Origin of the sequence: Nocardioides sp., from assembly GCF_044226765.1 — a bacterium.
Lineage (GTDB): Bacteria > Actinomycetota > Actinomycetes > Propionibacteriales > Nocardioidaceae > Nocardioides.
In genome coordinates, this window is sequence record NZ_JBGAGJ010000002.1 from 1 (window position 1) to 20,944 (window position 20,944).

At 64.9% G+C, this 20,944-nt stretch carries 16 protein-coding genes; 10 read left to right on the plus strand and 6 right to left on the minus strand.

Annotated features, from left to right (window positions below):
- The 5 genes from brxC to ACILRH_RS04835 form a co-directional block, all read left to right on the plus strand.
- On the plus strand, positions 1–2,655 hold a 2,655-nt coding region (brxC, locus tag ACILRH_RS04815; protein WP_395691219.1), incomplete at its 5' end, for a BREX system P-loop protein BrxC.
- A complete protein-coding gene (gene pglX, locus ACILRH_RS04820) occupies positions 2,655–6,086 on the plus strand; it encodes a BREX-1 system adenine-specific DNA-methyltransferase PglX (RefSeq protein WP_395691220.1) in 3,432 nt (1,143 codons plus the stop codon). The genes brxC and pglX, both read left to right, overlap by 1 nt.
- Positions 6,083–8,581 carry a BREX-1 system phosphatase PglZ type A gene (gene pglZ, locus ACILRH_RS04825; RefSeq protein ID WP_395691222.1) on the plus strand — a complete coding sequence of 833 codons (2,499 nt, stop codon included), beginning with the start codon at positions 6,083–6,085 and terminating at the stop codon, positions 8,579–8,581. The genes pglX and pglZ overlap by 4 nt, the downstream gene beginning before the upstream one ends.
- A gap of 11 nt (positions 8,582–8,592) precedes the next feature.
- A complete protein-coding gene (gene brxL, locus ACILRH_RS04830) occupies positions 8,593–10,764 on the plus strand; it encodes a BREX system Lon protease-like protein BrxL (protein ID WP_395691224.1) in 2,172 nt (723 codons plus the stop codon).
- Positions 10,765–10,909: 145 nt separating this feature from the next.
- Complete coding sequence (locus ACILRH_RS04835; RefSeq protein WP_220138485.1) at positions 10,910–11,713, plus strand: restriction endonuclease; 804 nt, start codon at positions 10,910–10,912, stop codon at positions 11,711–11,713.
- Positions 11,714–11,842: 129 nt separating this feature from the next.
- Here the strand turns inward: ACILRH_RS04835 and ACILRH_RS04840 are convergent, their stop codons facing one another.
- Positions 11,843–12,277, minus strand: coding sequence for a tyrosine-type recombinase/integrase (locus ACILRH_RS04840; protein ID WP_395691226.1), 435 nt, complete (start codon positions 12,275–12,277; stop codon positions 11,843–11,845).
- Here ACILRH_RS04840 and ACILRH_RS04845 point away from each other — a divergent pair.
- A protein-coding gene (locus ACILRH_RS04845; protein WP_395691228.1) for an IS3 family transposase occupies positions 12,276–13,555 on the plus strand; the annotation gives its coding sequence in 2 pieces (ribosomal slippage) (positions 12,276–12,549 and positions 12,549–13,555; 1,281 coding nt in all). The two genes, ACILRH_RS04840 and ACILRH_RS04845, sit on opposite strands and share 2 nt — an antisense overlap.
- Here ACILRH_RS04845 and xerC read toward each other — a convergent pair.
- Both xerC and ACILRH_RS04855 read right to left on the minus strand, forming a co-directional pair.
- Positions 13,519–14,394 (minus strand): tyrosine recombinase XerC, encoded by an 876-nt coding sequence (gene xerC, locus ACILRH_RS04850; protein ID WP_395691230.1) that lies wholly within the window; start codon positions 14,392–14,394, stop codon positions 13,519–13,521. The two genes, ACILRH_RS04845 and xerC, sit on opposite strands and share 37 nt — an antisense overlap.
- Positions 14,395–14,499: 105 nt before the next feature.
- A complete protein-coding gene (locus tag ACILRH_RS04855) occupies positions 14,500–14,772 on the minus strand; it encodes an AlpA family transcriptional regulator (protein WP_218279195.1) in 273 nt (90 codons plus the stop codon).
- A gap of 50 nt (positions 14,773–14,822) precedes the next feature.
- On the opposite strand from ACILRH_RS04855, the gene ACILRH_RS04860 reads away from it, so the two are divergent.
- Positions 14,823–15,137, plus strand: a complete 315-nt coding sequence (locus ACILRH_RS04860; RefSeq protein ID WP_155993199.1) for a hypothetical protein — start codon at positions 14,823–14,825, stop codon at positions 15,135–15,137.
- Positions 15,138–15,155: 18 nt separating this feature from the next.
- On the opposite strand, the gene glnA is transcribed toward ACILRH_RS04860, so the two are convergent.
- Positions 15,156–16,574: a type I glutamate--ammonia ligase gene (glnA, locus tag ACILRH_RS04865; protein ID WP_395691233.1), complete on the minus strand. Its 1,419-nt coding sequence runs from the start codon at positions 16,572–16,574 to the stop codon at positions 15,156–15,158.
- A 191-nt stretch (positions 16,575–16,765) separates the two neighbouring features.
- Between glnA and ACILRH_RS04870 the strand changes: the two genes are divergently transcribed.
- The 3 genes from ACILRH_RS04870 to ACILRH_RS04880 are packed head-to-tail and all read left to right on the plus strand — an operon-like array spanning position 16,766 to position 18,998.
- Positions 16,766–17,188 (plus strand): RDD family protein, encoded by a 423-nt coding sequence (locus ACILRH_RS04870; protein ID WP_395691235.1) that lies wholly within the window; start codon positions 16,766–16,768, stop codon positions 17,186–17,188.
- 51 nt (positions 17,189–17,239) lie between these two features.
- The gene (locus ACILRH_RS04875; RefSeq protein ID WP_395691237.1) at positions 17,240–18,091 is read left to right on the plus strand and encodes a DUF6612 family protein; all 852 of its coding nucleotides are present in this window, start codon (positions 17,240–17,242) and stop codon (positions 18,089–18,091) included.
- A gap of 34 nt (positions 18,092–18,125) precedes the next feature.
- Positions 18,126–18,998 (plus strand): hypothetical protein, encoded by an 873-nt coding sequence (locus ACILRH_RS04880; RefSeq protein WP_395691238.1) that lies wholly within the window; start codon positions 18,126–18,128, stop codon positions 18,996–18,998.
- Positions 18,999–19,194: 196 nt separating this feature from the next.
- Here the strand turns inward: ACILRH_RS04880 and ACILRH_RS04885 are convergent, their stop codons facing one another.
- Positions 19,195–19,914 carry a DUF4191 domain-containing protein gene (locus ACILRH_RS04885; protein WP_395691240.1) on the minus strand — a complete coding sequence of 240 codons (720 nt, stop codon included), beginning with the start codon at positions 19,912–19,914 and terminating at the stop codon, positions 19,195–19,197.
- 46 nt (positions 19,915–19,960) lie between these two features.
- On the minus strand, positions 19,961–20,926 hold the full coding sequence (gene lipA, locus ACILRH_RS04890) for a lipoyl synthase (protein ID WP_395691242.1): 966 nt from the start codon (positions 20,924–20,926) through the stop codon (positions 19,961–19,963).
- Positions 20,927–20,944: the final 18 nt, after the last annotated feature.

Below are 20,944 nucleotides of genomic sequence, written 5' to 3' on the forward strand. Positions count from 1 at the left end.
AACCTCCAGACCATCGCCGAAAGCCTCAACACCAAGTGCGGCGGCCGGGCCTGGGTCTTCGTGACCTCCCAGGAGGACATGGACAAGGTCGTCGGTGACCGCACCAAGCAGCAGGGCAATGACTTCTCCAAGATCCAGGCACGGTTCAAGACCCGCGTCCACCTCACCAGCGCCGACGTCGAGGAAGTCATCCGCAAGCGCCTGCTTGAGAAGAACGACGACGGAGCCGCCGCGCTCCGAGAGATCTACGCCTTCGAGTCGGCCAACTTCAAGACACTGTTCGATTTCGTCGACGGCGCGAAGAAGTACCGCAACTACACCGACGAAGAGCACTTCGTCGGCACCTACCCATTCGTCAGCTACCAGTTCCCACTCTTCCAGGCCGCGATTATCGGGATCTCCGACCACAACGCCTTCGAAGGCCGCAACAGCTCCGTCGGTGAGCGGTCCATGCTCGGCGTCGTCCAGGACGTCGCCAAGGTCGTCGGCACCGGCGAGCTCGGAACGCTGGCCACCTTTGACCGCATGTTCGAAGGCATCCGCGCCTCGCTCAAGGCACAGGCCCAGCAGCAAATCCTCGTCGCCGAGCGCAACCTCGACAACGAGCTGGCCATCCGGCTCCTCAAGGCACTCTTCCTCGTCAAGTACGTCGAGAGCTTCCAAGCCACCGCCCGCAACCTCACCGTGCTCGTCTACGACCGCTTCGGGCTCGATCTGCCGGCGCTAGCCGAGGACGTCAAGGAAGCGCTCGCCGAGCTGGAGCGGCAGACCTACATCCAGCGCAACGGCCAGGTCTACGAGTACCTCACCAACGAAGAGCAGGTCATCGAGGAGGAAATCAAGAACGTCGACATCGACGCCTCCGAGGTCAGCTCCCAGCTGTTCAAGGTGCTCTCGGTCGAAGTCATCAGGACCAACAAGATCCGCTACGCCAAGAACGGCCAGGACTTCCCGTTCGGGTTCAAGCTCGACGACCAGGTCCACGGACAGCAGAAGGAACTCTCCGCCCACTTCATCACCCCGGACTACCCCTACACCGCGGACGAGACCCGGATGCACAGCGCCGGCAAGGACGAGCTGCGGGTGGTGCTTGACCCCGACGAGCGCGTGCTGACCGACCTGCGGCTGCTTCTCAAGACGGACAAGTACATCAAGCGCAAGCGCACCAGCTCACTCTCAGCGATCGAAGAGCAGATCCTCCAAACCAAGGCGACCCTCAACCGTGAACGCGAGAAGGAACTCGCCCAGCGCATCCAGACCGCCGTCGGCAAGGCAGGGCTGATCATCAACGCAGCCGACGTCCCCGCCAGCTCGACCGACGCACTCGGACGAGTGACAGAGGGCTTCCAGGAACTCATCAGCCGCACCTACACCCAGCTCAAGCTGCTCGGCGGCATCACCTACAGCGAGCAGCAGGTGGCGGGCGCCGCGAACCCCGACAGCGGCCTTTTCGACGCCGACGCACTGATGAAGATCGACCAGGCCGCCCAAGAGGTCCTCTCGACGATCCTGCGCAAGACCGGCCAAGGCGAACAGGTAACGATGAAGACGATCGTCGACACCTTCCAGGCCAAGCCCTACGGATGGGACCTCGCCTCGATCGAGGTCATCGTGGCCTCCTTGGTCGGCGCCTCGAAGGTAACGCTGACGATGGATGGCAACGTCCTCAAGCGGACCGAAATCGCAACCGCGCTGCGAAACACGCAGAAGCACGGCCACCAGGTCATCGCGGCGCAGAAGACGTTCGACGAGCGCAAGGTCGCAACCTTCCGCAAGTTCTGCATCGACTTCTTCGACGAGCCCAGCGCTCCCAAGGACCCACTCGAGCTGGCCCGCCATGGCGGCGACAAGCTCAAGGGCAAGCTCGACGAGATGCGGGCCGCCTTGAACGTCTCGCGCTACCCGTTCGTCCAGCAGCTCGGCGGCCCGATCGACCTGCTGGAACAGGCGGTCGGCAAGAGCGACGACTGGTACCTCAACGACTTCGACCTCGGCGACGACCTCCTCGAAGCCAAGGACCACGTGATCGACCCGATCCAGTCCTTCGTCAACGGACCACAGCGGACGATCTACGACGACGCCGCAGCTCTCCTCACCACCCACGCCAGCAATCTCAACTACCTGCCCTCGGGCAGCGATGAGGCCATCAAGACTGCGCTCGCCGACCCCAACGCCTTCCGTGGCAGCAAGATGGCCCAGCTCAAGCAAGCAACTGACGCCTTGCGAGGCCAGATCGACAGTGTTGTTGCGGACAGTCGGGCGGCGGTCGCCAGCACCGTGGAGCGCCGCCGCAGCGAGCTCACCGACACCGCGTATTACGCGGCCGCCACATCGGAGGCCCAGCAGCGCGCCGTCCAGCGGATCGACCAGACGCTCGCCCGGATCGCCACCGAGAACCAGGTCGCGCTCATCCAGCAGATCGGCTCGAACTTCGAGTCCAGCGAGTACCCGGGGCTACTCGACCTACTCGCATCGTCGCCGGCGACCCCGAGCCCCGATCCAGAGCCGGTCAAGCAGACCGTCTCTGTGAAGACCGTCCTGGTGCCAGGTGCGTCTGGAGTCCTCGAGACCGAGGCAGACGTCGACAACTACCTGACCGCCCTGCGCAGCGCGCTCATTGAGACCTTGAACGACGGAAAGCGAATCACCCTCTGATGGAAACCGCACCGCTGAAGAACTTCGCGACCTGGGCACGTACCGCGCTCATCCGCGAGGTCACCGCCCGCGTCGCTGCCGTGCTCGCCCCAGGCTCATCGGAGCGCGTCGAGCAGGCCAAGGCGGTCTATGCCCTGGAGAGGGCCGTCACCGCTGCCGGCGGCGGCGATGAGGGTCGCTCGGCCGTCGCAGACAAGGTCGCCTACACCTGGTTCAACCGGATCGTCGCGCTTCGCTTCATGGATGCCAACGGCTACACCGGCATCGGCGTCGTCTCTCCCCAGGCCGGCGTCGAGGTCGGCCAACCCGAGATCCTCGCCGAAGCCAAGCGCGGAGTTATCGACACCGAGGTCGCGAGTCAAAAGACCTGTACGGCGGTCGCCGCGCTTCTTGACGGCACGCGCGCAAGCGCCAGCCCCCAGGGCGAGGCATATGCACTCCTGCTGGCCGACTACTGCCGACACTGGAACCGCGCCATGCCTTTCATGTTCGAGCGCGAGGGCGACTACACCGAGCTGCTCATCCCGGCCAACCTGCTCGCCGACGACTCAGTCCTTAACCGCTCGGTCAAGGTACTTACCGAAGAGGTCTGCAGGGACGTCGAGGTTATTGGCTGGCTCTACCAGTTCTACATTGCCGAGCGGAAGGACGAGGTATTCGCCGGGTTCAAGAAGAGTAAGAAGGCGGGCGCCGGAGAGATCCCCGCCGCCACCCAGCTTTTCACCCCGCATTGGATCGTCCGCTACCTCGTGGAGAACTCCCTAGGCCGACTCTGGCTGCTCAACCGACCGTCGTCTGGCCTGGTTGACCAAATGGAGTACTACCTTGCACCTGTCGAGGAGGTGACAGACTTCCTCAGGATCGCCAAGCCCGAGGACCTCAAGGTCATCGACCCAGCCTGCGGCTCGGGCCACATGCTCACCTACGCGTTCGACCTCCTGTACTCGATCTACGAGGAGGAGGGATACGGCCCCGCCGAGATTCCTAGCCTCATCCTCACCAACAACCTCTACGGCACAGAGATCGACCCGCGCGCAGGGGCCCTCGCCGCGTTCGCGCTCACGATGAAGGCCCGCGCCAGACAGCGGACGTTCTTCACCAAGCAGGTCGAGCCGAACATCTGCGTGCTGGAGCCCATCTCGTTCAGTCCAGACGAACTCGACTTCCTCCGCACTAAGGATGGGGATCGCCACGCTGAAGAAGCCTTCTGGAATCAGCTTGCCGAGGCGGACACCTTCGGCTCATTGATCCAGCCTGACCCCGACATCACGTCGCAGTTGGCCGCCCATCTGGCGACCTTCGACCACGGGGATGAGTTGCTGAGGGCTGAGACCATCGAGCGGGCACACCGGCTGGTTTACCAAGCAGAGTTCCTCCTTCCTCGGTACGGCGTTGTCGTCGCGAACCCGCCTTACATGGGCAGCAGCAACATGGGTCCGCTCCTCGCGGGCTTCGCCAGGGAGAAGTATCCGGCCGCGAAGTCGGACCTCATGACGATGTTCATCGAGCGCGCGGCGTCACTGGTGCCTGAAGGCGGCGTGTTCGCGATGATCACGCTCGCCAGCTGGATGTTCAATCAAGATGCGGCGAACTTTCGCAAGGACCTCCTGGGTCGTTCGACAATCTCGTCCCTCCTGCACCTAGGGCGAGGAATCTTCGGCGTCGACTATGGAACGGTCGCCTTTGCCGCCACCCGCGGTCACGACGACCGGTCCGTCGGCGTCTACCGCAAGCTGTACGACGTCTTCTCCAGTGTCAGGACGCCCGAGGAGATCAGGGACCTATTCCTGGATCACTCACATGCTTCATACCTTGTTGCGCAGCATGCGATCGAGTCCCTGCCAGGGAAGGCGTTCGCATACTGGGTCGACCGCGAGGTCGCCGACGCCTTCAGCCGCTGCGGTCCGATTGGAAAGCGCTTCTCCTCAGGGAATGGCATCACGACGTCCGACAACGGACGCTTTCTCCGGTACTGGTGGGAGGTCGGCGCCCGCGACGTTCGCACAGAGGATTCCAATGGGCCGTGGGTGCCGATCAACAAGGGAGGTCCGTACCGGAAGTGGTCGGGCAACAGAGAGTTCGTTCTTGACTGGCGCCACGACGGCAAAGAGCTTTTCGACCTGCGGCCTACAGCGACGATGCGGAACGTAGACAAGTTCTTTGCCCCATCCGTCAGTTGGTCGGATGTGTCTATCGGGTCCGTGGTTGGGCGAGCATACGGAGCCGAGTACGCGTTCGACGCCTCTGCAAATTCGGTGTTCCCCCAGAAGCTCGAGGACCGCCATGCGCTTCTCGCGTTCTTGAACACCCGGGCAGTTGCAGAGATCTCCCTACTCCTCAACCCGGGTACTCATTTCAAGATCGGCAACTTCGAGGCGCTCCCCGCCATGCTGCGTTCGGATCCAGATCTGGTCGGAGACGTCGAGGAACTGATCGGCATTTCAGACGAAGATCTCAGAACTACCGAACTTGATCGAACCTTCGAGCGGGATCAAGTAGCCCACTACGGGGTGAGTGTCGAGGCGTCAATCGAGAGGGTGCGTGGCGACTGGGAGAAGCGCATCTCACGCATGACCGAGCTAGAGGAACGAAACAACAGGCTCGTTGCTTCGGCAGAGTCGCTCCCGGCACGAATGGCTGAAGCACCTACACCTGAAGATGTCACCCTACGGAACAACCCAGAGTTTGAGTTTCGCAAGTTTGAACGCGGGACCAGGATTGAACTCGATACGAGGGCCAAGATCGACAACCTCGTGTCGTACGCGGTCGGATGCATGTTTGGGCGCTACAGCCTGGACGAGCCCGGGCTGATCCTCGCTGACCAGGGCGCGACGTTGCAGGACTACCTCGCAAAGGTCCCGTCGCCCACGTTCATGCCCGATACCGACAACGTGATTCCGATCGTGGATGGCGAGTGGTTCGAGGACGACATCGTGGAGAGGTTCCGGACGTTTCTTCGCGCGGCGTTCGGCCAACAGCACTTCGAGGAGAACTTGCGGTTCGTCACTGAGTCTCTTGGCTCGAAGAACCTGCGCGACTACTTCGTAAAGTCCTTCTACAAGGATCACGTCCAGCGGTACAAGAAGCGGCCGATCTATTGGTTGTTCTCTAGTCCCAAGGGCTCGTTCAACGCGCTCATCTATATGCACCGCTACTCGCCATCGACTGTGTCGACGGTGCTCAATGAGTACCTACGAGAGTTGCAGGCCAAGCTGAAGGCGAGCCTGGAGCACGCCGACCGCTCCAGCAATGCGAAGGAGGCCGACCGGCTGCGCAAGGTCTTGCTGGAGCTCGATGAGTACGAGCACGACGTGCTCTACCCCCTCGCCTCGCGGAACGTCGCCATCAACCTCGACGAGGGAGTGAAGACGAACTACCCCAAGCTCGGAAGCGCATTGAAGAAGATCGCCGGCTTGGAGGCGAGCGAATGAGTGACGTCGCCAACATCAAGCCGCACCTGGAGCGCCGCTTCGTTGACCGCCGAGTCGTGTTCTGGCACGACCCGCAGGGTCAATACGCCTCCGTCGTCGACAGCCTTGGCCTGCCGGGTGTCACGACGCTACGCGTCGCAAACGACGAGTACGCCGTCAAGTACCGACTGCTGCACGAGCAGCCCGCTGACAAGTTCTTGATCTACCGATCGGGCCCGCTGCCAGCGGGCGTCGGGAACTGGCTCTTGGATCTCGAACTCGCGTACGGCGTCTTCACCGCAGACCGGAGCTCCTTGGTCTCGGAAGAGCTCGGTCTGACCGCCGAAGGCATCGACGCGGTCGTGGCGCGGCACGAGAAGTTCTTCAACGCGGGGAAGCGCGTCGAGACCCTCAAGGGTCTGCTCACGGCCGACGATGACGTGGCCCGCCTTCGCGCCAAGATGTCCGCGGTGGTGCTCGGGCAGAAGGAGCACAGCCTCCTTGAGATCATGCGGACGCTCTTGGTTGAGAAATCCAAGGGCCAGCACTCCAAGTACAACGCCCTCGGCGATCTCGAGCTCGCGGACTTTCTCTGGCTCGGTGCGGCTTCGATCTACGGCTACGAGTCGACCGCACCGAGTGTCGATGACTTCGTCTTGTGGATGTTCCGCGCGGCTCTCGGAGGCTTCAAGTCCGACCGCCCTGGGGGGCTGCAGAACATTCAGCTCGACTTCGCCAGCTTCCGCAACGATCGCCGCAGCCAAGCCGCGATGTCGATCCTCGCCAAGCAGGCATCGGCAGACCTCGACTACACGGCGAGCATCGAGAACGCGACGTTCCGAGATCTCGTCGCGGATGACCTGTTCGAGGAGACCGACCGCAAGATCATTGCGGACCTTGCTCGAGCGGTCACGGAACAGACTGTCACCGCTCGTGAGGTGGCCGATGTCGTCCGGGCCCGCCAGAGCAGCGTGTGGATCGATGGTTACCGCCAGCTGTATGCGGCGATCGACGCGGCCGCCGACCTGCTGTCGCGGCTGAGCACGATCGATTTCACGATCTCGGCCTTCGACGAGGGACTTGAGCGCTACCGGAGCGACTGGTTCCGCATCGACCAGCTCTACCGCCAGTTCACCTACGCGCGCCGCTCCTTCGAGGGACCGAACCCACTCGACGCGTTGCGAGACCTCGTCGAGAAGACGTACACCAACAAGTTCGTCTACGAGCTCGGCAACGCCTGGCAGAAGCAGGTCGACGCAGCAACCAGCTGGCAGTCGGTCGTCCTGCGCTCCCAGCGGTTGTTCTACGGCGACTACGTCGAACAACTGCTCCGCGAGGACAAGAAGGCCGTGGTCATCGTCTCCGACGCCCTCCGATACGAGGTCGCCGACGAGCTACGCTCCCGCATCCGCCAGGAGGACCGGTTCAACGCCGACCTCGAGGCCGTCCTCGGCGTCCTGCCGAGCTACACCCAGCTCGGCATGGCCGCGCTCCTGCCGCACCGCACTCTGAAACACTCCGTTGACGGCAAGACGGTGCTCGCCGACGGCCTGCCCACCAACGGGGTGGGCCCTCGCTCGAAGGTGCTCGAGGCCGTGGGCGGCAGTGCCATCCAGGCTGAGACCTTCCGAGCCCTGACCGCCGACGAGCGGCGGGACATGTTCAAGAACAACCGGGTTCTGTACATCTTCCACGACGTCATCGACGCGATCGGCGACAAGCCGGGCACCGAGCGCCGGGTGTTCGAAGCCGCCGAGCTGGCGCTGGCCGAGCTGGTGGACCTGGTCAAGAAGACCGCCAACGCCAACGCCACCAACATCTTCGTAACTGCCGACCACGGCTTCCTCTTCCAAGACGAGGCACTGCCCGAGCAGTTCTTCCTCTCCGAGAAGGCACACGGCGACAAGATTCTCGTCGCCAACAAGCGCTATGTGCTCGGTCACGGGCTGAAGGTCGACGACGCCTTCGCCACGTTCACCGCTGAGCAACTCAATCTCGACGGCGACATCGAGGTCCAGATTCCCAAGTCGATCCACCGCCTCAAGCTCGCTGGCGGGGGAACACGATTCGTCCACGGCGGTGCGACTCTGCAGGAGATCGTCGTACCGGTGCTCGTGATCAACAAGAAGCGCAAGAGCGACACCCGCCTGGTCAACGTGAAGGTTCTCCCGGACACCGACAAGATCACCACCGGCCAGCTGGTCGTGAAGCTATTCCAGGCGGAGCCCGTCAGCGACAAGGTGCAGGCCCGCGTGCTGCGCGCGGGGCTGTACGTGGGGGAGACGCTGATCTCCAACGACCCGCCGCCGGTGCTGACCTTCGACTCCTCCTCTCCCGAGCAGCGGGACCGTTACCAGAGCGTCCAACTGCTGCTCAACCAGGACGCCAACGACTACAACAACCGCGCCGTCGAGCTCCGCCTCGAGGAGCTCATTCCCAACACGAACCAATGGCGTGTGTACGAGAAGGCGATGTTCACCCTCAAGCGCTCCTTCACCTCGGACTTCGACTTCTAAGGGCGGCCGACATGACTGAAGAGACCGATCTCGACGTGATCGCCGCCGACCTCCTCCTCGACGGCAACATCGAGGGGCAGACGGAAGATCAGACCCCCGAGCAGACGGCGCTCGACAAGAAGATCAACCAGCACTTTGCCGGCCTCGTGGTCCGCAAGGACCTCGTCAAGGCCGTCAAGGGCAACGCGATCGTGCCCTCCTACGTCCTGGAGTACCTCCTTGGCCAGTACGCAGCCTCGGACGACGAAGCCACCATCCAGGCTGGCATCGACTCGGTGCGCAAGATCCTCGCCGACCACTACGTCCAACGGAACCAGTCCGAGCTGGTGAAGTCGACGATCAAGGAACGCGGGCGCTACAAGATCATCGACAAGGTCTCTGTCTCTCTCAACGACAAGGACGATCGGTACGAGGCAGAGTTCTCGAACCTCGGCATCAAGGGAGTAGTCGTGGAGTCGGCCACGATCAACGCTCACCCCAAGCTCCTCGTCGGCGGCGTCTGGTGCATCTGCGACATCGACTACTTCCATTTCGACGACGCCCGCGTCGTGCCCTGGCAACTCGGGTCGCTGAAGCCGATTCAGCTCTCGAACTTCGACTTCGACAGCTACACCACCTCGCGCCGTGAGTTCACCACCGACGAGTGGATCGACCTGCTGATCCAGTCGATCGGTTTCAACCCTGCCCTGTTCGGACGTCGCGCCAAGCTCATCCAGCTCGTTCGCCTGATCCCGTTCGTCGAGCGCAACTACAACCTCGTCGAGCTCGGCCCCAAGGGCACCGGCAAGTCACACATCTTCTCGGAGTTCTCACCCCACGGCATGCTGATCTCCGGGGGAGAGGTAACCGTCCCCAAGCTCTTCGTGAACAACTCCAACGGTCGCATCGGCCTGGTCGGATACTGGGACGTCGTCGCATTCGACGAGTTCGCAGGCAGGAAGAAGCGCACCGACAAGGCGCTCGTCGACATCATGAAGAACTACATGGCGAACAAGTCGTTCTCGCGCGGTGTGGAGACGCTCGGCGCAGAAGCGTCGATGGTCTTCGTCGGCAACACGTCCCACAATGTGCCGTACATGCTGAAGCACTCCGACCTGTTCGACGAGTTGCCCGAGAGCTATCACGACGCGGCGTACCTCGACCGCCTCCACCACTTCATCCCGGGCTGGGAAGTCGACACCATCCGCGGAGAGATGTTCTCCGAGGGCTACGGCTTCGTCGTCGACTACATTGCCGAAGTCCTCAAGTCGATGCGCAACGCGGACTACTCCGACCGCTACCAGCAGCACTTCACGCTGGGTTCGGACATCTCGACCCGCGACCGGGACGGCATCCACAAGACCTTTTCCGGACTGATGAAGATCCTCTACCCCCACGGGGAAGCGACCCAGGAGGAGATCGAGGAGACCCTGCGGTTCGCCATCGAGGGCCGCAAGCGCGTCAAGGACCAGATCCTCCGAATCGACGCCACCATGGCCGAGGTCAAGTTCGGCTACCTCGACAACGACGGCGGCTGGCACCCTGTCACCACCCTCGAAGAAGACGAGTACCCCACGCACTATCACCGCACCCGCCACGCCGAGGGCGCCGACGCCACCGACTCAACCGGCGAGGAGGGGAGCGGCGCCACCGCCAGCGCGGCCGACGGGGTTGCGGGCACTCCCGTTAAGCCGGAGCTGTACGCCGGGCACCGCGAATACCAGGAGAACCAGCGCGGCGTCTCCTACGCCACCGTGCTGATCCCGTATCTGCGGGGGGCTACCGAGATCACCCTCACCGACCCCTACATCCGCCAGTTCCACCAGGCGCGCAATCTGATGGAGTTCGTGGAAGCGCTAGCCGCGGTCAAGGACCCGGCCGACGAGGTCGAGCTCAAGCTCATAACCACCGAGTCCTCCGACGGCCCCGAGAAGGTCCAGAAGCAACTGGAGTTCCTGCTACGCGTCAAGCAGGCCGCAGCCGTCGCGGGCATCACCCTCGACGTCGAGCTCAGCGACACCATCCACGACCGGTCGATCCGCGCCAACTCCGGCTGGCGCATCAATCTCGGCCGCGGCCTCGATATCTTCCAATTCGTCTCTAACGACACCTTCGACATCGCCGCCAAGATTCAGCAGTACCGTCAAGTCAAGGCCTTCGGCATTACCTACATCAAGGAGCCGACGACCCAGCCGATCGACTAACTCCTCCTGGGTGAGCATGATCGGCTGGCTTCACGCGCACCAATGTGGCCGCGGCGGCTCCCGTCTCATTCGATCTCACGCAACTGGCACGGACGGGAGTTGATGAGACGGGAGTAGCCGGCCGCTGGCGTCCTAGTGTGGGCGCATGACCGACGACGGGCTCTCCTCGGCTGACGACCTTCTCCCAGAGGACCCAGCTGAGATGCTCTTGGGCGCGGTCGGCTTCGACGCACTCAGCCCGACCGACTTCGAAGAGTTCTGCTTCGACCTGATGTCAGAGACGGGTTTCGTGAACGTCGACTGGCGGAAGGGGACGCCCAAGGAATCCTCGCCGGCCGATCGCGGGCGCGACATCGTGGCTCAGCTCGAACGCCGCGACGTTGACGGGCACCAGTATCACGAGACGTGGTTCGTCGACTGCAAGCACTACACACGTGGAGTGCCGCCCGAAGCGTTACAAGGGACGATCGCCTGGGCCACGGCCGAGCGGCCGGACACGGTGCTGTTTGTTGCCTCAGGATTCTTCACCAACGGAGCGAAGGACTGGATCTCGAGCTTCAACCAGACGAGGCCGGCGTTCCGCGTGAGAACGTGGGAAATGCCGCAACTGCGGAGGCTGCTGGCTGACCGGATGGATCTCGCGTTCAGGCATCAGGTTGAGACGTCTGCGCTGCGTCGTGTCTCCGAAATCATGGCGGTCGAACACGAGCTGTTCGATCGGCTCTGGTACGGGCGCTCGGAGGCTTCGATTGGTGACGAGCGCCCCGAGGGCTATTCGGCGGAGATCTGGGCGACAGCACAGGCGGCCGCCCGCCGAATTGAGGAACAGTACGGAGTCGACCTGCTCCGCAAGGACACCGAGACTCAGTTCGACTGGGGGATGCTCTCCGGGAAGATCTCTGCGATCCGCTGGGTTCTCGGGGCCGAATGGGACTTCCTCGACAGCTAGTGACGGCGTTCGACCGTGCCAAGACCTCCTAGTGTTAGACATCGAGAGGGCCCGTTCCCGGAGACCATGAGCGGGTCGACCTCTGTCGCTGCGGTAGTCAGTCAACTTGCGTTGCTGGACTGGCGCCCGCTAGCCCCGAGAGGGTTGCTCGAGTTCTGTGTCAGCCTCTTTGCCCGCGTGGCGCCCGGCTGCAAAGGCCGCATCCACTGCTGCACGGGTTCGCTCCGTGCTGCTGGGCATGAGATGGGTGTAGGTGCGCAAGGTGAACCCGGGGTCGCTGTGGCCGAGGTATTCGGACACGGCGCGAATCGATTCGCCGGCGTCTAGCAGCACGGAGGCGTACCAGTGGCGTAGAGCGTGCATGCCGTTGTCACGCGATTGCTCGATGCCCACATGGGCTTGGCCGGGCTTCCAGAGCCGTGTGTTGAAGTAGTTGCGATTGAGGGCAGAACGCTCGCGTGTGGTGAGTATGAGCCCTGCGCTCGACTTCTTGTCCGCCTGGGGCGTTTGAAGCGCCCCAGGTTTGATGCCGCTCCTGTTTGAGTCCAGGAGGATGAGCAGCATGCCGAAGAAGATCGATCCTGCGGTCAAGGCGCGGTGCGTGCGGCAGGTGCTGGATCACCTGGCCGAGTACCCGTCGTTGACCGCGGCTGCTGAGGCCGTCGCGCGACGCGAAGGGCTGGGCAAGGAGACCGTTCGTCGGTGGGCGGTCCAGGCCCAGGTCGACGGCGGTCAGCGTCAGGGCGCCACCAGCGAGGAGCTGGCTGAGATCCGCGAGCTGAAGGCGAAGGTGCGCCGGCTCGAGGAGGACAACGAGATCCTTCGCCGGGCCTCAATTTTCTTCGCGGGGGAACTCGACCCCCGCAATCGCTGATCGTCGCCTTCATCGACGAGCTGCGTACCGAGGGCCACGCGGTCGAGTCGATCTGTCGGGTCCTGCGCGAGCAGGGCTGCCAGGTCGCCGCGAGGTCCTACCGGCAATGGGCACGCACCAACCGCCGGCCCGCAGCGCGCACCATCAGCGACGCGATGGTCATCAACCTGGTGCGCGACATCGTGTGGCAGGTCGACCACCAAGGCGTGCGCAGGATGACCCCTGAGGGGCTCTACGGGCGCCGGAAGATGACCGCCACGGTGCGCCGACAGTCGCCTTGGGTCTCACCTGGGTCGGTGGATCGGGCGATGCGATCCCTAGGCCTGCAAGGGGTTCGACGCTCCAAAGGCATCCGGACCACGATCCCGGGCAAGGACGGCAACCGTGCCGGTGACCTGCTGGACCGCGACTTCACCGCCGTGGCTCCGAACCGGACCTGGGTCATGGACTTCACCTATGTCCGCACCTGGGCCGGGTTCGTCTACGTCGCCTTCATCCTCGACGTCTTCGCCCAACGGATCGTGGCGTGGAACATCGCCTCGACCAAGGCCGTCGAACTCGTCGACGTGCCCCTGAGGATAGCGCTGTGGCAGCGCGGCCGCGAGGGCCACCCCGTCGTGCCAGGTGAACTCATCGGTCACGCGGATGCCGGGTCTCAGTACACCGCGATCGCGTTCACCGAGCACCTGGCCGAGGAAGGGATCCGACCCTCGATCGGGTCAGTGGCAGATGCCTACGACAACGCTCTGATGGAGTGCGTCATCGGGCTCTACAAGACCGAGTGCATCCGCACCACGATCTTCCACGCCGGCCCCTACCGCACCCTCGGCGACGTCGAGTACGCCACCGCCGGCTGGGTTGACTGGTACAACAACAGGCGCCTGCACTCGACCCTTGGGATGATGACCCCCGTGGAGTTCGAGCAGGCCCACTACGCGACTTTCAACCGAGAGCCGCAACCCGTATAGGACCGGCAGAGAACCTGGGGCGCTTCAGTTCCCCACGGAAGCGTAATGCTCCGTCGCGGGTAGGTAGCGAGGTGGTTGCTGAGTTCCGTCGCGACGCTCTCGGGCAAGGGGACGGTTCGGGTCTTGTCGCCCTTCGGCAGGCCAAAGACCAGGCGGTTGCCTCCGAACACCTTGACTTGCCGCCTGACCTCCACAACTCCGCGGAGGAAGTCGACATCCTCGACCGCGAGCCCAAATACCTCGCCTTGGCGTAGTCCCAACCCCGATCCCAACGTGACTGCGATCCTGTACTGCGGCGGAAGCGCGTCGTGCATGGAGGAGACCCACGCGGTCGGCCAAGGCACCACCTTGCGGCGCGACGTTGCGGGCCTTGTCACTGAACTCGCTTTGCACGGATTCTTGGCAATCATGTCGTCGTCGACCGCAGCCGAGAAGATGGCAGACACGTTAGAGAAGATGACGCGCCGGTAGGTCTCGGCCATCTCCATCGACCGTAGGAGCTTCTGGATGGTCGACGGCTTGATCTGTCGCAGCTCGAGGTGTCCTAGCGTCGGGAACACATGGAGCCTGAGTCGCAATTCGGTCGCCTCGTAGGTCAGCGGACTGAAGGTCCGACTGTCGAGCCACTCCTCGGCATAGGCGCGAAATGAGATCCTGCCTGCGTCGACATCAAGGTAGGTTCCACGAAGTTTGTCCGCCTCGACCGTGTTGCGGAACGCAACCGCCTCGGCCTTGCGTCGGAAGGTCTTACGACGCTGCCGCCCCTCGGGATCTCGGTAGTTGACGACGTAGCGAGGGCTGCCGTCGTCGGATGGTCTCCCAGAGCTAATGCTTGCCATGGCAGCCCTCGGCAGCGTCGGACCGGGTGACCAAACATGCTGATGAGCATCTGCTCGCTGGTGGCGATGGAGTCGATTCCGGGTCAGGCTGATGGCCTGTCGGTATCACTGATTCTCCTCGAGTCGCACCGTCCAATTGATCACGGTTGCTGCCCGCCAGCGCAGGTGCTTGCCGACACGGAAGCCGGCCGGGCCGTAACCTGTCGTCCGCCAGGAGTAGATGGTCTGCTTTGTCACGCCAAGATAGGAAGCGACATCGTCGATGTCCCACAGTTCTTGGGCCTCGACCAGCCTGGGTGCCCGGCTTCCGCGGTCTCCGCGCCGCCGCGGCCCAAAGATTCCCGGTTCCATAGCCGGCACGTTCGAGTTCGTTGCCATCATCCAGCCCCTCCTCGCGGCGTTGACGGACAGTTGGTCTACGGGCACCTATGTCCGACGGCGGCATGGGAGCGATCACGTCGGCGGAAACGATGTGGCAGCAAGATGACTCGGGCATCGCGGCGGTGGTTGCCCAACTGTGCGATGCCAGGCTGGTGGCTCGGGCAACCGACCCGTGCCGCGACCTACCCGAAGAGTCCCCTGAGGACCGTGTGGCAGGAGATGGCGCTACCCAAATTTGTACCGGATTTGTAACAGACGAGCGGCTACCAACAGCAAACGCCGCCGAACGACCAAAAGGTCGCTCGGCGGCGTTTGTGCAGGTCAGCGGCTGTTCTTTGCGGTCGTTCGGCGTTGCTGAATGACCGCAGCCGGAGGCCCGGTTAGATGTCGTAGTAGAGCTCGAACTCGTGCGGGTGCGGGCGCAGCTGCACGGGGGCGATCTCGTTGGTGCGCTTGTAGTCGATCCACGTCTCGATCAGGTCGGGCGTGAAGACGTTGCCGACGGTGAGGAAGTCGTGGTCGGCCTCGAGGGCGTCGAGCACGGCGCCGAGGGAGGTCGGGACCTGGTCGATCTCGGCCATCTCGTCCGGCGGGAGCTCGTAGATGTCCTTGTCGATCGGGGCCGGCGGCTCGACCTTGTTCTTGATGCCGTCGACACCGGCGAGCATCAGCGCCGAGAACGCGAGGTAGGGGTTCGCCGACGGGTCGGGGAAGCGGCACTCGACGCGCTTGGCCTTCGGGTTCGAGCCCGTGATCGGGATGCGGACCGAGGCGGAGCGGTTGCGCGAGGAGTAGACGAGCGAGATCGGGGCCTCGAAGCCGGGCACCAGGCGGTGGTAGGAGTTCACCGACGGGTTGGTGAACGCCAGCAGCGACGGGGCGTGCTTGAGGATGCCGCCGATGTACCAGCGGGCGACGTCCGACAGACCGCCGTACCCGGTCTCGTCGTAGAACAGCGGCTCGCCGTCCTTCCAGAGCGACTGGTGCACGTGCATGCCCGAGCCGTTGTCGCCGAAGATCGGCTTCGGCATGAAGGTGACCGACTTGCCGGCCTCCCACGCCGTGTTCTTGATGAGGTACTTGAACTTCATCACGTCGTCGGCGGCCTTGAGCAGCGTGTCGAACTTGTAGTTGATCTCGGCCTGGCCGGCGGTGCCGACCTCGTGGTGGGAGCGCTCGACGAGCAGTCCGCAGGCCTCGAGGTTCTTCACCATGTCGTCGCGCAGGTCGCCGTAGTGGTCGTACGGCGCCACCGGGAAGTAGCCGCCCTTGAACCGGGTCTTGTACCCGCGGTTCTCGCCCTCCTTGCCCGAGTTCCACCAGCCCTCGACCGAGTCGATGTGGTAGTAGCCCTCGTTGGCGGTGGTGGAGTAGCGGACGCTGTCGAAGATGTAGAACTCCGCCTCGGGGGCGAAGAAGGCGGTGTCGGCGATGCCCGTGGTCGAGAGGTACGCCAGCGCCTTGCGCGCGATGTTGCGCGGGTCGCGCGAGTAGGCCTCGCCAGTGATCGGGTCGTGGATGAAGAAGCTGAGGTTCAGCGTCTTGGCGGCCCGGAACGGGTCGACGAACGCCGTCGTCGGGTCCGGGAACAGCGCCATGTCCGACTCGTTGATCGCCTGGAAGCCCCGGATGGAGGAACCGTCGAAGGCGAGACCGCTGTCGAAGACCGACTGGTCGAACGACGAGACCGGGACGGTGAAGTGCTGCTCGATGCCGGGCAGGTCGACGAAACGGACGTCGACCATCTCGACGCCTTCGTCCTTGATGAACTTGAGCAGCTCGTCGCTGTTCTGGAACATTCGGTCCTCCTTGGCTGCACGCTCGGGTCAGCCCTGATGTTGCCTTCGTACGGAAGGGGCCGGGGCGACGCTGCTCCGACGGTGCTCGCAACGTATGCACGGGCAGTTTCTCGACCGTATCCGGTTTGTTTCCGCGATGTAACAGGTGCCCGGCCTCCGGTCGTGTGACGTTGCCGCCTACGCTTGCGGGCGTGCCGACGTTCGCCACGCTGCCCTACGACACCGCGTCCTGGGGACGCCGCGTCCTGGCGCTGGTGGTCGACTGGCTGGCGTGTCTGGCGGTCGTGCTGCTGTTCGTCGGGCCGGCGTCGTACTTCGCCACCGGCAGCCCGGACCAGTGGTTCACGCTGCTGCTCTTCGTGCTTGAGTCGGCGCTGCTGACCTCCACGGTCGGGGGCTCCTTCGGCAAGCTGGCGACCCGCCTGCGGGTCGTCCGGGTCGAGGACGGCGGCCGGGTGGACCCCCTGCGCGCGCTCGCGCGGGCGGTGCTGGTCGCCCTGGTGATCCCGCCGCTGGTCTTCCGCCCCGACCGGCGGGGCCTCCACGACACCGTGGCCGGCTCGGCGACGGTCACGCTCGACGTGCTGAGGTCCCGGGACCAAGTGCCCTCGTGATGGTCCCTTCGGGCCACGGCGCGCCGCCGTCCGGCGCCCTAGCCTGAGGGCATGCGCTCCCTTCCGGTACGCCGGACCGCGGCCGTGGCCGCCGTCCTGGTCGCCCTCGCCGGGCTGACCTCCTGCAGCAGCAGCGACGACTCGACCGCGACGGACTCGTCCGGTGGGTCCTCCACCTCGTCCAGCGGGTCGCCGTCGGCCGACGCCTCCTCACCCACCGCGGGGGAGACCCTCGACCCCGCGACCTTCGTCGACGACGTGCTCGGGAGCGTCGAGGACGCGACGACCGCCCACCTGACGATGACGACCACGGGCGGGTCCGACGCGATGACGATGGAGGGCGACGTCGACTACAGCGCCAACCCGCCCGAGATGTCGGTGACCATGACGAGCTCGGCGGACAGCAGCCAGCAGATCGGGCTGCGCATCGTCGACGGCGTCATGTACATGCAGATGGCCCAGCTCGGCAACGGCAAGTGGCTGAAGATGGACCTCAACGGCAAGAACTCGCCGCTGAGCGGCGGCCTGATGGACCAGCTGGACCCCGGGGCCGGTCTGGACGCGATGAAGGACTCCATCGACGACGTCACCTACGTCGGCGAGGAGGACGTGAACGGCGAGACGCTGCAGCACTACACGATGAAGGTGCGCAGCAAGGCGTTCATGGACCTCCAGAACGGCTCGTCCGCCGGGTCGCAGCTGCCCAGCCTGGTCACCTACGACGTGTGGACCGACAGCGACGGCATGCTGCGCCAGACCCAGATCGACATGGGCAAGCTGGGCTCGGTGACCGTGGCCATGTCGGACTGGGGCGAGCCCGTCGACATCTCCGCGCCGCCCGAGTCGGACATCATGCAGATGCCCGACGGCATGTCGATGGACGGGCTGACCGGCCAGAGCTGACGGCCGGCTGGGCACGGCGAGGTAGCGTGCGTGCATGACGCGAACTCTCGGTGCTCGCCGTGCCCTCGCCGCGCTCGCCGCGGCGCCCCTGCTCGTCGCCGGACTGGCCGCGTGCGGCTCCGAGGGCGGTTCTGGCTCGCAGGCCGAGGAGCCCGCTCCGGCGGCAGCCGCGGTCCTGACCGGCCTGCACGAGGGTGACCAGGTCGACCCGCAGGAGTTCGTCGCGACGGTGAAGGACGGCCTGGACGCCAGCACCACCGCTCACACGCAGATGACGATGGACCTCGGGTCCAGCGGCGCCATGACCATGCAGGGCGACGTCGACTACACCTCGACGCCGCCGAGCATGGCGATGACGATGAAGCTGCCAGCAGGCGCGGGCGTCGCCGGCTCCATGGACGTGCGGTTCGTCGACGGGATCTTCTACATGTCGATGGGCGAGCTGACCCAGGGCAAGTTCTGGAAGATAGACCCCTCCGACCCGAAGGGCCCGTTCGCCGCGATGGGTCTCGGCACGATGATGGACCAGCTCGACCCCGCGAAGGCGATGACGGCCATGGAGGACGGCGTCTCCTCGGTCGTCTACGTCGGCGACGAGGACGGCCTGGGTCACTACCGGATGACGGTCGACCTCCAGAAGGGCATGCAGGCTCTGGGGAGCCAGCTGCCGAAGGAGCTGACCTCGCAGATGCCCAAGACGCTGTCGTACGACGTGTGGCTGGACGACCAGGGCCGCTTCTCCAAGATGCGCATGGACGACCTGCCCGTCGGTCCCGGGGCGAAGGGCTCGATGGAGATGACGCTGACCGGCTGGGGCGAGGACGTCGACATCGAGGCGCCGCCGGCCGACCAGGTCACGACGATGCCGGACTTCGGTTCGATGGGGGCATCCACCCCGAGCGCCTGAAGCCGCTGGTCGAGCTCGTCGAGACCCGCGTACCGGTCTGGGGCGGTGACCGTCGGGGCTGAGGCCGTGGGTCCGTCACGGGGTCTCGACGGGCGCTCGCTGGCGCTCGCTGCTCGACCACCGGGGGGCGTACCCCCGCGGGGGTCTCGACGAGCTCGACCACCGGGGGGCGTGCCCCCGCACCGGTCGCAGGTGGTCAGCGACCCCGCATGTTCTGGCGCATGCCCTTCATGCTGGTCGGCACCGGACCCTTGGGCAGCGGGATGTTGGAGCGGTTCGCGTCCAGCGCCTTGAGCCGGTTGAGGATGTCGGTCATCTCGGCGGGCTTGACGGCCTTGCCGAGCTTCTGGATGTGCTTGACCAGCTTGGGCAGCGGGACCTGGCCCTCACCGTTGCCGCACACCACCTCGTGGATCGGGACGTCGGCGACGACGCGCTCGTGCTTGCGGTGCTCGTTGGTCATCAGCTGGCGCAGCCGGTTGGGGTTGCCCTCGCCGACCAGCACGATCCCGGGCGGTCCCACGACCCGGTGCACGATGTCCTGCTGCTTGTTGAACGCCACGACCGGGTCGGTCTTCCACCCGCGCCGCAGCATCCGCAGCGCTGCCGCGGCCGCACCGGGCTGGCCCTCCATCTGGGCGTAGGCCGCCTTCTGGGCCCGCTGGCCGAACACGATCATCGCCAGCAGGATGCCGAGCAGCAGCGCGCTGACGACGGTCACGATGACGCCGATGACCCCGTCGGTGGGCAGCAGGAGCCAGAAGACCGCGAAGCCGGCCGCCGCGCCCAGCAGGAACGAGCCGAGCAGCCACGGCACCAGGCGCGAGTCGGTGCGCCGGGCCATCTTGAAGGTCTCGACGAACTGCGCGGTCCGGCTCATCTTGTCCGGGTCGACGGGCTTGGGGTCCTTCGCCATGGTCTGCTGCTGCCTCGTTCTGCTCGTGTGGGTCTGTGCTCGCGGGTCAGGAGCTCTCGACGAGCCCGACCGCCGGGCCGACGCCCGCGCGGGCGTCCACGGCCTGACGGTACAGCCGTCCGGCGCGGTACGACGAACGCACGAGCGGGCCGGACAGCACGCCCGCGAACCCGATCTCCTCGGCCTCGGCCGCGAGCTCGACGAACTCCTCGGGCTTGACCCACCGCTCGACCGGGTGGTGGCGCACCGAGGGCCGCAGGTACTGGGTGATGGTGACCAGCTCACACCCCGCGTCGTGCAGGTCGCGCAGCGCCTGGGAGACCTCCTCACGGGTCTCGCCCATGCCCAGGATCAGGTTCGACTTGGTGACCAGCCCGAAGTCCCGCGCCGCGGTCAGCACCCCCAGCGACCGGTCGTAGCGGAACGCCGGCCGGATCCGCTTGAAGATCCGCGGCACCGTCTCCACGTTGTGAGCCAGCACCTCCGGACGCGACTCGAACACCTCGGCCAGCAGGTCCGGCTTGCCGTTGAAGTCCGGGATCAGGTTCTCCACCCCCGTCCCCGGGTTGAGCTCGTGGATCGCGCGCACCGTCTCGGCGTACAGCCACGCCCCACCGTCGGGCAGGTCGTCACGGGCCACGCCGGTGATGGTGGCGTAGCGCAGCCCCATCGTCTGCACCGACTCCGCGACCCGCCGCGGCTCGTCACGATCCAGCGGCTGCGGCTTGCCGGTGTCGATCTGGCAGAAGTCGCACCGCCGCGTGCACTGGTCACCACCGATGAGGAACGTCGCCTCCCGGTCCTCCCAGCACTCGAAGATGTTGGGACAGCCCGCCTCCTGGCACACCGTGTGCAGCCCCTCGGACTTCACCAGGCCCTGCAGGTGCTTGTACTCCGGGCCCATCTTGGCCCGGGTCTTGATCCACTCCGGCTTGCGCTCGATCGGAGTCTCGGCGTTGCGGACCTCGAGCCGGAGCAGCTTGCGTCCATCGGAGGAGGGGGCTTGCGTCACGTGGACCGAGTCTACGCG